Annotated in this window: 11 protein-coding genes; 5 read left to right on the forward strand and 6 right to left on the reverse strand. The window is 61.1% G+C overall.

All coding sequences use genetic code 11. The annotated features are described in order from the left end of the window. Positions 1-53: 53 nt before the first annotated feature. Complete coding sequence (locus SJY36_RS14355) at positions 54-1,226, reverse strand: acetyl-CoA C-acyltransferase (protein WP_037942735.1); 1,173 nt, start codon at positions 1,224-1,226, stop codon at positions 54-56. An 87-nt stretch (positions 1,227-1,313) separates the two neighbouring features. Here SJY36_RS14355 and SJY36_RS14360 point away from each other — a divergent pair, with 87 nt between their 5' ends. From SJY36_RS14360 to SJY36_RS14370, 3 genes are all read left to right on the forward strand, one after another. Further along, entirely contained in the window at positions 1,314-1,655 is a 342-nt protein-coding gene (locus tag SJY36_RS14360; RefSeq protein WP_386176020.1) for an STAS domain-containing protein, read from the forward strand. After that, entirely contained in the window at positions 1,652-2,131 is a 480-nt protein-coding gene (locus SJY36_RS14365) for an ATP-binding protein (protein ID WP_064216077.1), read from the forward strand. Before SJY36_RS14360 ends, SJY36_RS14365 begins: the two co-directional genes overlap by 4 nt. Before the next feature lie 344 nt (positions 2,132-2,475). Beyond that, positions 2,476-4,053 (forward strand): gamma-glutamyltransferase family protein, encoded by a 1,578-nt coding sequence (locus tag SJY36_RS14370; protein ID WP_386176024.1) that lies wholly within the window; start codon positions 2,476-2,478, stop codon positions 4,051-4,053. A 36-nt stretch (positions 4,054-4,089) separates the two neighbouring features. On the opposite strand, the gene hspQ is transcribed toward SJY36_RS14370, so the two are convergent. Beyond that, positions 4,090-4,416, reverse strand: a complete 327-nt coding sequence (gene hspQ / locus SJY36_RS14375; RefSeq protein ID WP_386176027.1) for a heat shock protein HspQ — start codon at positions 4,414-4,416, stop codon at positions 4,090-4,092. A gap of 84 nt (positions 4,417-4,500) precedes the next feature. On the opposite strand from hspQ, the gene SJY36_RS14380 reads away from it, so the two are divergent. Then, a complete protein-coding gene (locus SJY36_RS14380) occupies positions 4,501-5,382 on the forward strand; it encodes an AEC family transporter (RefSeq protein WP_005850335.1) in 882 nt (293 codons plus the stop codon). Positions 5,383-5,453: 71 nt separating this feature from the next. Then, entirely contained in the window at positions 5,454-6,044 is a 591-nt protein-coding gene (locus tag SJY36_RS14385) for a lytic transglycosylase (protein WP_174226590.1), read from the forward strand. 57 nt (positions 6,045-6,101) lie between these two features. On the opposite strand, the gene SJY36_RS14390 is transcribed toward SJY36_RS14385, so the two are convergent. From SJY36_RS14390 to SJY36_RS14405, 4 genes are all read right to left on the reverse strand, one after another. Beyond that, positions 6,102-6,704, reverse strand: coding sequence for an outer membrane lipoprotein carrier protein LolA (locus tag SJY36_RS14390; RefSeq protein ID WP_005850339.1), 603 nt, complete (start codon positions 6,702-6,704; stop codon positions 6,102-6,104). A gap of 172 nt (positions 6,705-6,876) precedes the next feature. Beyond that, positions 6,877-9,798, reverse strand: a complete 2,922-nt coding sequence (locus SJY36_RS14395; protein ID WP_386176031.1) for a DNA translocase FtsK 4TM domain-containing protein — start codon at positions 9,796-9,798, stop codon at positions 6,877-6,879. 17 nt (positions 9,799-9,815) lie between these two features. Then, the gene (locus SJY36_RS14400) at positions 9,816-10,997 is read right to left on the reverse strand and encodes an aminotransferase class I/II-fold pyridoxal phosphate-dependent enzyme (RefSeq protein WP_386176505.1); all 1,182 of its coding nucleotides are present in this window, start codon (positions 10,995-10,997) and stop codon (positions 9,816-9,818) included. Between the two features lie 109 nt (positions 10,998-11,106). Next, positions 11,107-12,435, reverse strand: a complete 1,329-nt coding sequence (locus SJY36_RS14405; protein ID WP_386176034.1) for an amidase — start codon at positions 12,433-12,435, stop codon at positions 11,107-11,109. Between the last annotated feature and the right edge of the window lie 77 nt (positions 12,436-12,512).

Here is a 12,512-nt window from a genome sequence, read left to right on the forward strand (position 1 = left end):
GACCGGGGGGCTGTCTGCCCCCCGACCCCCGAGGATTTAGTCCATTTGGAGAATCAGGGGCGTTCGATCGCAATCGCGGTGCCTTCACCGCCACCAATGCAGATCGCCGCGATGCCCCGTTTCAGCCCGCGTTTTTCCAGTGCGTTCAGCAGGGTCACGATAATACGTGCGCCAGAGGCCCCGATGGGGTGGCCAAGCGCACAGGCACCGCCGTTCACGTTCACGATGTCATGGGACAGCCCCATTTCATGCATGAAGGCCAGTGGCACGACGGCAAAGGCCTCGTTCACTTCCCACAGATCAACGTCGTCTTTCTGCCAGCCCAACCGATCCAGCAGTTTCTGCGCCGCCGGTACGGGCGCGGTGGTGAAAAGCCCCGGTGCCTGTGCGTGACTGGCGTGGCCGAGGATATGCGCGCGGACATTCAACCCTTGGGATTTGGCTGCTGTTTCAGATGCCAGCACCAATGCCGCCGCCCCGTCCGAGATGGAAGACGCATTCGCCGCCGTGACTGTGCCGCCCTCGCGGAAGGCGGGTTTGAGTTCGGGGATCTTCTCGGGCCGTGCGTTGCCGGGCTGTTCATCCGCCGAGATGGTGACCGACCCTTTACGCGATTTCAGATCAACCGCTGCGATCTCGCCATCGAACGCGCCGCTGCTTTGCGCGTCGAGCGCGCGGGACAGGGAGGCCAGCGCATAGTCATCCTGCACGGCGCGGGTGAATTGAAATGTCTCGGCGCAGTCTTCGGCAAAGGTGCCCATCAGGCGACCCTTGTCATAGGCGTCTTCCAACCCGTCGAGGAACATGTGATCGATCACCTGACCGTGCCCCAACCGCGCGCCGCCGCGCATTTTCGGCAGCACATAGGGCGCGTTTGTCATGCTCTCCATCCCGCCGGCGATCATGGTATCGGTCTGACCCAAGGCGATCTGGTCGAAGGCGATCATCGCCGCCTTCATCCCCGAGCCGCACATCTTATTCAGCGTTGTCGCCGGCACCTCTTCGCCCAGACCTGCCTTGAAGCCGGCCTGACGCGCGGGAGCCTGGCCCTGCCCTGCGGGCAACACACAGCCCATCAGCACCTCGTCCACAGTATTGGTGCCGGCACCATCCAGCGCCGCCTTGATCGCATGCCCCCCCAGATCGGCCGCGGTCAGATCGGCAAAAGCCCCCTGAAACCCGCCCATCGGCGTCCGCGCAGCCCCTGCTATCACGACTTTTTCCATTTCGTCCCCTCCCCGGGAAATGATCATCTTTTGGTAAGGTATCGGCGCTATGTCTTCTGGCGTCCGGGACACCTTGGAGATGACCATATGAAACTCTCAACCAGAACAGAAGGGCAGCTGCAAATCATATCCGTGGTGGAAGACCGTATTGATGCCGCCGTTGCCCGCGCCTTTAAAGAAGCCATGCGGGATATGATCGAAGATGGGCCACCTTTGGTTATTCTGGATCTAGGGCAGGTGACCTTTATTGATTCCAGCGGGCTTGGCGCGGTGGTGGCGACGTTAAAACTTCTGTTACCGGACCGCAGCCTCACGCTGGCGGGGCTGACGCCCTCGGTTGATCGGGTGTTCCGATTAACGCGGATGGACAGCGTTTTTCCCCTTTTCCCCACATTGGACGCCGCATTGGCCGCACAGGTGCCCGCATGAGCGCCCCGAACCGGAACGAAGGCACAGTCGGTCAGCCGGATACCCCCTATGGGTTCGAGGTGACGTTGGAAGCCTCTGCCGATGCGGTACGCGCGGCCCTTGGACATATCCGCACAGAACTGGCCGATCGGGGGCTATCGCAAGAAAATCTCGAGATTGTGGAACTGGTGCTGGCCGAGACGTTGAATAACGTGGTCGAGCACGCCTATGCCGGATTGCCCCAAGCGGGGTTAATCGGGGTGCGCGGGGCCTATGCGCCTGATGACTTGCGGTTTCGCATCACCGATCTGGGCAAACCGATGCCGGGGTTCACCCTACCCCCGGGTGAAGCATTCGATGTGCTGAAACTTGCTGACGAACTGCCCGAAGGTGGATTCGGCTGGAGCCTGATCCGGTTGCTGAGCTGCGAGCTGGAATATTCGCGCACCGGTGATATGAACCTGCTGGCGCTGCGCATTCCGCTTGCCGCGGGATAAGCTGGGTACGGGGGGGCCGCCACTAGGGGGCCTTTGCCGCAAAGGGTTAAGTGTTGGTCACCCTTGGGGCAGCTTGAAGCAACGCTTCGCAATAGCGCCTCAAAGGTTTCATAATTCCGCCCAGCTTTGCGGGCAACGTCGGTTCTGTAGCTGCATATGGCTTCCCTCGGCGTTGCGTTTTAATAGCCCCCACCCAGTACGCAACGCCGAGGCACATTTGCTGTGCCCAGCTCCCCTTTATGTACCCAGCTCCCCTTTAAGTGCCCAACTGCCCTTTAGTGATTGCCCGCCCGTCCTGCACCGCGCTACGTTCAGCCCGATGACAGCAACCTGAGGCCAATGACATGCGCGACTTTCACCTTCCCGGACGATCCCCCGTTCTGGCGAGCAATGGCATGTGTGCCACGTCCCATTCTTTGGCCGCAAAGACCGCTGTCGATATTCTTGAGCGGGGCGGCAACGCGATGGATGCCGCGATTGCCGGTGCCGTGCTGCTGGGGATTTGCGAGCCGCAGATGACCGGAATCGGCGGGGATTGCTTTGTGCTGTATTCGCCAGCGGGCAGCGACGAGGTGCACGCGCTGAACGGATCGGGCCGCGCCCCTGCTGCGTTGGATGCCGCCCATTTGCGGGACGCTGGTGAAAAGACGGTACCGCTGCGCAGCGCCCATGCCGTGACCATTCCCGGCGCGATCGACGCGTTTTGCCACCTGTCCGACACCATCGGCACCATGGGTCTGGACACGATTCTTGCCCCGGCGATCCGCTATGCCGAAGAAGGCGTGCCCGTCGCGGCACGTGTCGCCTTTGATTGGGGCAATGATGCGGGCACCTTGCAGGGGGCCGCACGCGATTTCTATCTGACCGGCGGCAAGGCCCCAACGACCGGCGACATCTTCCGCGCCCCCGGTCAGGCCGAAGTCCTGCGTCGCATCGCCAAGGAGGGGCGCGATGCCTTCTATACCGGTGAGGTGGCCGAAGATATCGTCGCCTCTCTCAATGCGATGGGGGGCAAGCACACGGCAGAGGATTTCGCCGCCACCGCTTGCACCCCCGGTGAGCCCCTTGCCTCCAGCTATCAGGGCGTTGATGTGCTGGAACATGCGCCGAACGGTCAGGGGGCCACAGCACTGTTGATGATGAACATGCTGTCGCATTTCGACATTGCATCCATGGATCCTTGGGGCGCGGAGCGTGTGCATATCGAGGCGGAAACCGCCAAGCTGGCGTATGATGCGCGCAATCGTTTTCTGGCGGACCCGGACCATACCGCGCGTCTGGCCCATATGCTTGCCCCCGAAACGGCGCGGGCGCTGGCGGCGTTGATCGACCCGAAGAAAGCCATGCCCGACCCCGTCGCCCTGTCAGAGGCGGTGCATAAGGATACGATCTATATCACCGTGGTGGACAAGGATGGGATGTCCGTGTCGTTGATCTATTCGATCTTCCACGGTTTCGGGTCGGGCATCGCGTCGGATAAATTCGGTATCCTGCTGCAAAACCGCGGTGCGGGTTTCACCCTTGACCAAGAGCACGCGAACGAGCTGAAGGGCGGCAAGCGGCCGATGCATACGATCATTCCGGGGATGATCAAACGCGACGGTAAGGTGATCATGCCGTTTGGCGTGATGGGCGGGGCCTACCAGCCCAATGGCCACGCGCGGTTTGTCTCTAACCTGACGGATTTCGGGCTAGACCCTCAGGCCGCCATCGACGCCCCCCGCGCGTTTTCCGACAATGGCATCCTCAAGGTCGAACGCGGCTATAGCGATGCGGTCCGTGCCGAGCTGGCCGAGATGGGGCATAAGGTCGAAATTCCGGCCACAGCCATCGGCGGCGCGCAGGCGATCCAGCTGCATGACAACGGTTTGCTGGAGGGGGCGAGCGACGCACGCAAGGATGGGTGTGCCCTGGGCTATTGAACAAGGATGCAGGGCGCGGGTCACCCACGCTTTGCCTCAGTTCAGTTGGAAGTGCAGCGGATAGGCCCCATCGGTGAACGGGCCGAAGAGATCGGGGATATCGGGATGGTCCACAGGTACGCCCGAGTAATCGGCCACGAGGTTCTGCTCGGACACATAGGCCACGTAATAGCTTTGTTCGTTTTCGGCCAGCAGGTGATAATAGGGCTGGTCTTTCTCGGGGCGGCTGTCTTCGGGAATAGCCTCGTACCATTCTTCGGTATTGGCAAATTCGGGGTCCACGTCAAAAATCACCCCTCGGAAGGGATGTTTTTTGTGCCGGACGATCTGGCCCAAGTGGTATTTCGCGCGCGTTCTTATCATAACATCGGTGCACCTACCGTTCGTTCGTAGTCCCTTCAAGGGGCTTTTGTCCAATCCTGCGACGCGCAACCAAGGAAACAGTTTGTGAACCTCGTCCTGACAGTGCTTGAAATTGTGGCTCCTGTGTTCCTGCTCGCGGGGATCGGCTTTGCCTGGGTGAAGCTGGGGTTCGAGTATCGCATCCAGTTTGTGACCCAGCTGGCGATGACCCTATCGGTGCCCTGTCTGATTTTCGTGTCGCTGATGACAACGCAGATCGACCCCGCCGCGCTGAGCGCTTTGTCACTGGCGACAGTGGCGGCCTATGGCGGGGTAACGCTGCTGGCTGCGCTGATCGTGCGCGTGTTCGGGTTGAACCGGCGGACGTATCTGGCCCCGATGATCTTCGGGAATACCGGCAATCTGGGTCTGCCGCTCGCGCTTTTTGCCTTTGGCGACACGGGGTTGGGTTATGCCGTTGTGGTCTTTGCCATTATGGCCATATGGTCGTTCACCTTTGGCATCTGGCTGGTCGCGGGCTCTGGCTCCTTTGGCAAGGTCATCCGTGAACCGCTGGTCTGGGGCACGGCATTGGGCGCATTGTTTCTGGTGCAAGGCTGGGAAACGCCGGTGTTTCTGACCAATACGCTGTCCCTGCTCGGTCAGATGGCGATCCCGATTATGCTGATCACATTGGGCGTTGCCGTGGCACGGCTGTCCCCCGGCGGGATCGGGCGCGCAGTGGTGTTGTCGCTGATCAAGCTTGCGATCTGCATCGGCATCGCCGCCTTGGCGGGCTGGTTCTTTGACCTTGATAAAATCGCGTTTGGCGTGCTGGTCTTGCAGGTTGCGACACCGGTGGCGGTGACATCCTACCTGCTGGCAGAGAAATACGGTGCGGATGCGCAGTCTGTCGCGGGGCTGGTTGTCGTCTCTACCGTGCTATCGGTTGCCGCTTTACCGCTTATGCTGGGGTTTCTGCTGTAATTTCTGGTGGGCGTCGGCAGGGCAATCTGATAAACTAAATGTAATAAAAACACGATAAAAGCGAGAGGCCGATGAGCAGAACCTTTTGCGCCCTGATAATTGCTGTGCTTTTGGCATCATGTAGTGGCGGTCCGACCAGTGCCCCACGAGACCTTGATAACGCATGTGCGATTCTCAAAGAGCGCCCAGAATATTACCGCGCATTCCGTGCAGCTGAACGCCGTTGGGGCGTGCCTGTCCATGTGCAGATGGCGACGATCCATCAGGAAAGCAAATTCATCGCGGACGCCCGTACGCCGTTCCGCTATGTCATCGGCGTGATCCCCATGGGCCGCCAGTCCAGCGCCTTTGGCTACAGCCAGGCGCTTGATGCGACATGGGATGAATATCTGGCCGAAGCTGGCGGTTTCCGCGCCAAGCGAGACCGGATCAACGACGCGTCGGATTTCATGGGGTGGTACATGAACAAGAGCCGCGACAAGAATGGCATTCCCCTGCATGACGCGGAAAACCAGTATCTGGCCTATCACGAAGGCAACACAGGCTATGCGCGCCAAAGCTATAATTCGAAACCCTGGCTGGTCGCCGTGGCCCGCAAGGTGCGTGCGCGCTCCGATATGTATCAGCAGCAGATTGCAGGGTGTCGCCTGTCACGTTGGTAAGCTAACCAACACCGGATAAAGAAAGGGCCCCGAACGTATGTTCGGGGCCCTTTTTCCTTAGCGGTTCACCTGACCGGGACTGCCGACGTCAAACAGTTTGTTGGGCAGGCTGCCGCCTTTCTGCAGGTCGCCCAGAACCACGGTGGTCTTGGTGCCGTTGCCGTCGTTGATGATCCACTGGCGCAGCTCGACCGGGTTGCCGGTGAACTTCAGCTCGATATTGCCATATTCAGGATGCGCGGGGTCTTGGGCGCGCACGGTGGTCGCGGTGCCGTCATAGTTATGACCCGTCACCATCTTGGCCTGACCAAGGTTCACATTCGCGGCCAGAATGATCGACAGCGGCGTTTTGGACAGCGGGTATGTCTCTGCCGGTTGGTTGGATTTCTTGTCGTAGATCACAACCGTATTGCTGCCCGCCACGACAATCCCCGAATCCGGTGCGTTGTATTCAAAGCGCACTTTGCCCGGACGTTTGATGTAGATCGTGCCGGTGCTGATCGAGCCGTCGTCGTTGATCTGGGTGAATTCGCCCTTGGCGGTTTTCAGATCGTTAAGATAGCCGGAAATCGCGTTCAGCGGCAGTTTGTCGGCGGCGGCGGGCATCACAGCTGCCAACCCCAGACCAATGGCCAGAACGGTGGTGGTAACAAAACGCATCATAGTCTTCCTATTCTTATTCCAGTGCCTTGCCTTCGACATAGGGCTTCGCGTCATGATATACGATATCACGCAGCAGGATATCGCTTAACACGCCCGAAATGCAAAAGGGGCTGGCCTGTTCCCAAGCCAACCCCCGGCGTCGCAATGACGTTCCGATTATTTTTGCGCGCTACCCCTGCTCTGGTATCAGGATCTCGCGCTTGCCCACGTGATTGGCTGGCGAAACAAGGCCCGCGTCCTCCATCTGTTCGACCAGACGCGCGGCTTTGTTATAGCCGATGCCCAGTTTCCGCTGGATGTAGGATGTCGAACATTTGCGGTCTTTTGCAACGATCGCCACGGCCGTGTCATATTGCGCGTCCTCGCTGTCGGTATTGCCGCCCAGACCCAGAACCGCGTCGATGTTCCCTTCTTGGTCATCGGATGGCCCTTCGACCACGCCCGACACATAATCAGGCTCACCATAGGCCTTGAGGTGGTTCACGATCTCTTCGACCTCTTCGTCGCTGACAAAGGGACCGTGGCAGCGCACGATCTTGGACCCGCCCGCCATATAGAGCATGTCACCCATGCCAAGGAGCTGTTCGGCGCCCATCTCGCCCAGGATCGTACGGCTGTCGATCTTGGAGGTCACCTGGAAGGAAATCCGCGTCGGGAAGTTCGCCTTGATCGTGCCGGTGATGACATCGACCGAAGGACGCTGTGTCGCCATGATCAGGTGAATACCCGAGGCCCGTGCCATCTGCGCCAGACGCTGGATGCAGGCTTCGATCTCTTTGCCCGCGACCATCATCAGGTCGGCCATCTCGTCCACGATTACGACGATATAGGGCAGCGCTTCGGGCTTGAACTCATCCGTCTCGAAGATCGGCTCGCCCGTATCCTCGTCAAAGCCGGTCTGGACGGTGCGGCTGAACATCTCTCCCTTGGCCAGGGCCTCGCGGACACGACCGTTATAGCCTTCGATGTTGCGCACGCCCATCTTGGACATCTTGCGATAGCGCTCTTCCATCTCGCCAACGGTCCATTTCAGCGCGACAACGGCCTTTTTCGGGTCGGTCACAACGGGGGACAGCAGATGCGGGATGCCGTCATAGACCGACAGTTCCAGCATCTTGGGATCGATCATGATCATCCGGCATTCCTCCGGCGTCAGCTTATAGAGCAGCGACAGGATCATTGTGTTGATCGCAACGGATTTACCCGAACCGGTGGTCCCCGCGATCAGCAGGTGAGGCATCTTGGCAAGGTTCGCGACCACAGGGTCACCGCCAATGTCTTTGCCCAAGGCCAGCGGCAGACGCATGGTGCTGTCGCCGAAATCACGCGCGGCGAGGATTTCGCGCAGCACAACTTTCTCGCGGTTCTCGTTAGGTAGTTCGATGCCAATCACGCTGCGCCCCGGCACGGTGGACACACGCGCCGACAATGCCGCCATAGAGCGCGCGATATCGTCCGCCAGACCGATCACACGGCTCGCCTTGAGGCCCGGTGCCGGTTCCAGCTCGTACATGGTGACAACGGGGCCCGGACGGACGGCGACGATTTCACCCTTCACGCCATAGTCATCCAGCACGTTTTCCAGCATGCGCGCGTTCTCTTCCAGCGCGTCGTCGCTCAGGTGCAGGCGTTCGACATTATCCGGGCTTTCCAGCAGGTTCAGCGGCGGCAGTTCAAATCCGGGGTGCGTGTCCTCAAAGGTCAACGCAGGCTGTGCCTCGGCTTGAGCCTGTTTGCTGGGCTGCACCGGCTTGCGCATCTGCGGCTGCACCACCTTGCGCGGCTGAGCCACGGGGATCTGCATGGCCGGTTCCCGCTCTGCCTCTTGCAGTGGCAGGTGGCTGTCGGTCATCGGTTCATCATCCAGAACCGCCATATCCGCGTCGTGATCCGGTTCGGAGGGGGTAAGCTCAAGCACGGGGCGCTCCGCGACCAAAGGTGCACGGCTTGCGGTTAAAGGCGGCTCCGCCCGAGTAGGGGAGGGGGCCGGCGCACCGGTTAATGGCGGCTCTTCGCGGCGGGCACCACGCGCGGTGGTATCCAGCAGCAGCGGATCAGGGCCACGCCCGCGACCACGGGTCAAGGGTGCGGTGGTGGCCGTATGCACAGCCCCGCCGGTGCGCACGCGGCTTTTGATCACATCGGCGATCTTGGATTTGATACGGTCGCTGCTGGGGGCTTCGTCCAGTTCGGGTTCGGCCCATGTCTCGACCAGTTCAGGTTCGGGCAGCGGGTCGGCGCGTTTGACCAGCGTCGGCATTTTCGACAGCAGGCCGGTTTTCGGCGCAGGTGCAGGCGCGTCGCTATAGGCCAGTTCGTCGTCATAGTATCCTTGGCTGGCCGCGAATTGCGCGTTCTCCTCGGCCTCGATCCGGTTGCGTTCGCGGCGTTCAAGCTGGCGGGCCTGAATGCCCTGCGCGGCGGCAACCGCCCCCGACGCACCACGCCCCAGAAGCGTCATCAACCCGGCATAAGCCATGATCAGCCCGACCAGCATGAAGCGGAACAGACGTTGCAGTTCTAGTCGGGTGAAGCCGACAACAAAGGCACCAAAGGCAAGGATCGCCACGCCCATCAACAGTGACATCAGCTTGATCGTAAAGGTCGACCCGATCGGCAGGACGGTCAGGATCACGCCCATGACCGTGTCGCCAAAAAGCCCGCCCAGACCAAAGCTATGGGTTTGCAGCCAAGACGCATCCGGCGTCAGCGTTGCCCCGTAGATCGAACACAAGGCGACAGCAATCGGGGCAAAGATCAAACGGCCAACGGCGCGTTCCTCGCCGCGGTGCAGGGCAAAGCGTGCGCCCCAGGCCAGCAGGATTGCCGCGACAGACCACGCGCCCCAGCCCACGATCATGAACAAAGGCGCGGCCAGCGACGCGCCCATGCGCCCCAGCCAGTTCTGCACCGGCGCATCGGTGGACACCATAAAGTTGGGATCATCAGGGGTGTAGCTGCCGATCATCATGGCGGCCATAAGGCCCAGGGCGATCAGCCCGAGGCCCAGCAGCTCCTTGCCGCGTTTTTCGATCGCTTCGGCCATGTTGGTGTCTAGCAAAGGGTCGCGCCCACGTGTCTGATATGCCATTGCTCTGATCCCTCGTCTTATTCTGGATAGAGACAGCGGCGGATCGCTTCGATCCCGCGCGTTGTCTCTTCTTTTGGGGCGACCATCGCCACCCGAATATAGTGTTTTCCGGGGTTTTCGCCGTTCACGCTTTGCGCCAGATAGCCGCCCGGCAGCACCCGCACGCCGGTTTCACGCCAGAGTTTCAGCGCCGCAGCTTCGTCATCTTCCACCGGCAGCCACAAAAAGAACCCGGCCTCGGGGCTTTGGTACCCGGGGACGTTGCCGAGAATACGGTCGGCGACCTCGTATTTCTCGATGTAAAGCGCGCGGTTCTCGGCCACATGGGCTTCGTCGTCCCAGACCGCAGCCGACGCCGCTTGCAACGGTAACGGCAGCGGTGCACCGGCATAGTTCCGCAGCTGCTTGATCTCGCGCATGGTATTGGCACCCGATGCGACAAAGCCGGACCGCAGCCCGGGCAAGTTCGACCGTTTCGACAATGAATGGAAAATCACCACACGATCCGGATCGGCCCCGACCTCTTGCGCGACTTGTAGCGCCCCGACGGGCGGCGTGTCGCGGTAGATCTCTGAATAGCATTCATCCGCGAAAATCTTGAAATCGTATTTTTCTGCCAGCGCGATCAGATCGGCCCAATACGCATGGGTGGCCACGGCCCCCTGCGGGTTGGCGGGCGAGCAGATATAGGCCGCAGTGGTCCGGTTCAGCACATCTTCGGGCAGGCTGGCAAAATCGGGCAGATGCCCTGTTTCGCGCGTGGCAGGCACCATCACCGGATCAGCGGCACCGGAAATCGCGGCGATCATATAGACCTGATAGAACGGGTTCGGCATCAGAATGGCGGGCTTGCGGCCATTCTTCATCTCGGGACAGGTGGCCATGACGGCGTTATACAGCCCTTCGCGGGTGCCGTTCAGCGGCATCACCTGCGTGTCTGCATCCACATCCACACCGTAGCGTCGGTTGATCCATCCGGCAATCGCGCCGCGTAACTGGGGCGTGCCGTCGTTGGCCGGGTAGCTGTTAAATCCGGCAGCATTTTCGGCAATCACATCGGTGACCCATGCCGGAAAAGCATGTTTCGGCTCGCCAATCGTCATGTGGATCGGCGTGCCACCGCCTTCATGCGCATCAAGCAATGCGCGCAGGCGCGGCCACGCGTGGGCCGGAAGGTTCGAAAACCGCTCGGGGTACATCATTTCACTGCCTCGGGTTCGGGATCATTCACGCCCCGTTTGTTCCAGAGTACCCAAGGGCTTGCCCCGCGTCCAGACATTGCAGGACGCAGGGCAAGGTTTGTGTCATTTAGGCCAATGCCTCTTCGGCGGCTGCGGCAATGCGCAGCAGGTGCTCTTCGCCAAAGGGCTGGCCCATCAGCATGATCCCGCAGGATGGGGTGCCCGTGGGCAGGGTCACCGCCGCTAGCCCCATAAGATTCCCGATACGCGTGTTGCGCAGGGTCATGAGGTTGGCCGAGACGTAATAGTCATGCTCGGTTTCCAGCCGGTCCAGCTTGGGGGGTAGCAGCGGTGCGGTAGGGATCAGCACCGCGTCATAGCCCGCCACAGCTTTCACATAGGCCGCGCGGATCTGGTCGATCTTGGCCCAGGCTGCCACATAATCGGGGCCGGAGTGGGATTTACCCAAGCGGAACCTTTCAAGGATCTCGCCGTACATCGCATCCGGGTTCGCCTCGATCACGTCGCGCCACAGGCCGTAGGCTTCGGCGGTGTAAAGGCACCCGCTCAGCGGCATCGCCTCTTTGATAGGGTCGAAATCGATGTCCTCGATCACCGCCCCCGCTTCCTTTAGCCGCGCGACGGCATCGTCGAACGCCGCCGCGGGGGCGTCTTCAATATCGTCGAATGCCACCGTGCGCAGGATCGCAAAGCGACGCCCTTCGATGTCGGTGCTGCCCATGTCCATCGGCCTGGACCCTTCGGTGAGCGCCAGCAGCAGGCTCGCATCCTCGACCGAGCGGCAAAGCGGGCCCACCGTGTCGAACTTGGCAGCCAGCGGCACGGTCCCCTCAAGCGACACACGGCCCGAGGTGGTTTTCAGCCCCACAAGATCGTTCCACGCGGCAGGCACCCGCACCGATCCGCCGGTATCCGACCCGATCGCCGCCGCCGCCAGACCGAAAGCGACAGAAGCCGCAGCCCCGGACGACGACCCGCCCGACACGGCAGCTTCATCGTTCACGCAAGGGGGGGTGGCGGTGCTGGGGTTATATCCGAGCCCCGAAAACGCCAGCTCGCTCATATGGGTCTTGCCCAGACAGACCAACCCCATCGCGGTGGCATTCGCCAACACGCGCGCGTCGCGGTCCGGCACGCGGTCTTTCAGCAGGGCGCTGCCCGCCTCGGTCGCGATCCCGGCGGTGTCGAACAGGTCTTTCCAGCTGATCGGCACCCCGTCCAGTGGCGACAAACGCTGGCCCGCACGCGCGCGATCCCGCGCGGCACCGGCCTCGGCCAGGGCCCGTTCAGCGGTCACGCGGGCGTAGATACGATCCCGCAGGGGGTGGGCGTCGATCGCGTCAAGATAGGTCTGGCACAGCACAACAGGGTCGATCTGGCCGTCCCCGATGCCCCGTCCCAGATCTGCGGCTGTCATGGTTAACCACTCTTGCATGTTGCTTCCTCGAATAATGCTTTGGAAAAGGGACGGTAGCGACGCCAGCGCGCATGGACAATCCCTGCTGCACGCCC

Origin of the sequence: Sulfitobacter sp. R86518 (assembly GCF_042466275.1) — a bacterium.
In the GTDB taxonomy this organism is placed as follows: domain Bacteria; phylum Pseudomonadota; class Alphaproteobacteria; order Rhodobacterales; family Rhodobacteraceae; genus Sulfitobacter; species Sulfitobacter pontiacus.

Bases quoted from the DNA above. Each gene is read 5' to 3' on its own strand.
- SJY36_RS14355 (WP_037942735.1), bottom strand. From the start codon at position 1,226: ATGGAAAAAGTCGTGATAGCAGGGGCTGCGCGGACGCCGATGGGCGGG.
- SJY36_RS14360 (WP_386176020.1), top strand. From the start codon at position 1,314: ATGAAACTCTCAACCAGAACAGAAGGGCAGCTGCAAATCATATCCGTG.
- SJY36_RS14365 (WP_064216077.1), top strand. From the start codon at position 1,652: ATGAGCGCCCCGAACCGGAACGAAGGCACAGTCGGTCAGCCGGATACC.
- SJY36_RS14370 (WP_386176024.1), top strand. From the start codon at position 2,476: ATGCGCGACTTTCACCTTCCCGGACGATCCCCCGTTCTGGCGAGCAAT.
- hspQ (WP_386176027.1), bottom strand. From the start codon at position 4,416: ATGATAAGAACGCGCGCGAAATACCACTTGGGCCAGATCGTCCGGCAC.
- SJY36_RS14385 (WP_174226590.1), top strand. From the start codon at position 5,454: ATGAGCAGAACCTTTTGCGCCCTGATAATTGCTGTGCTTTTGGCATCA.
- SJY36_RS14390 (WP_005850339.1), bottom strand. From the start codon at position 6,704: ATGCGTTTTGTTACCACCACCGTTCTGGCCATTGGTCTGGGGTTGGCA.
- SJY36_RS14395 (WP_386176031.1), bottom strand. From the start codon at position 9,798: ATGGCATATCAGACACGTGGGCGCGACCCTTTGCTAGACACCAACATG.
- SJY36_RS14400 (WP_386176505.1), bottom strand. From the start codon at position 10,997: ATGTACCCCGAGCGGTTTTCGAACCTTCCGGCCCACGCGTGGCCGCGC.
- SJY36_RS14405 (WP_386176034.1), bottom strand. From the start codon at position 12,435: ATGCAAGAGTGGTTAACCATGACAGCCGCAGATCTGGGACGGGGCATC.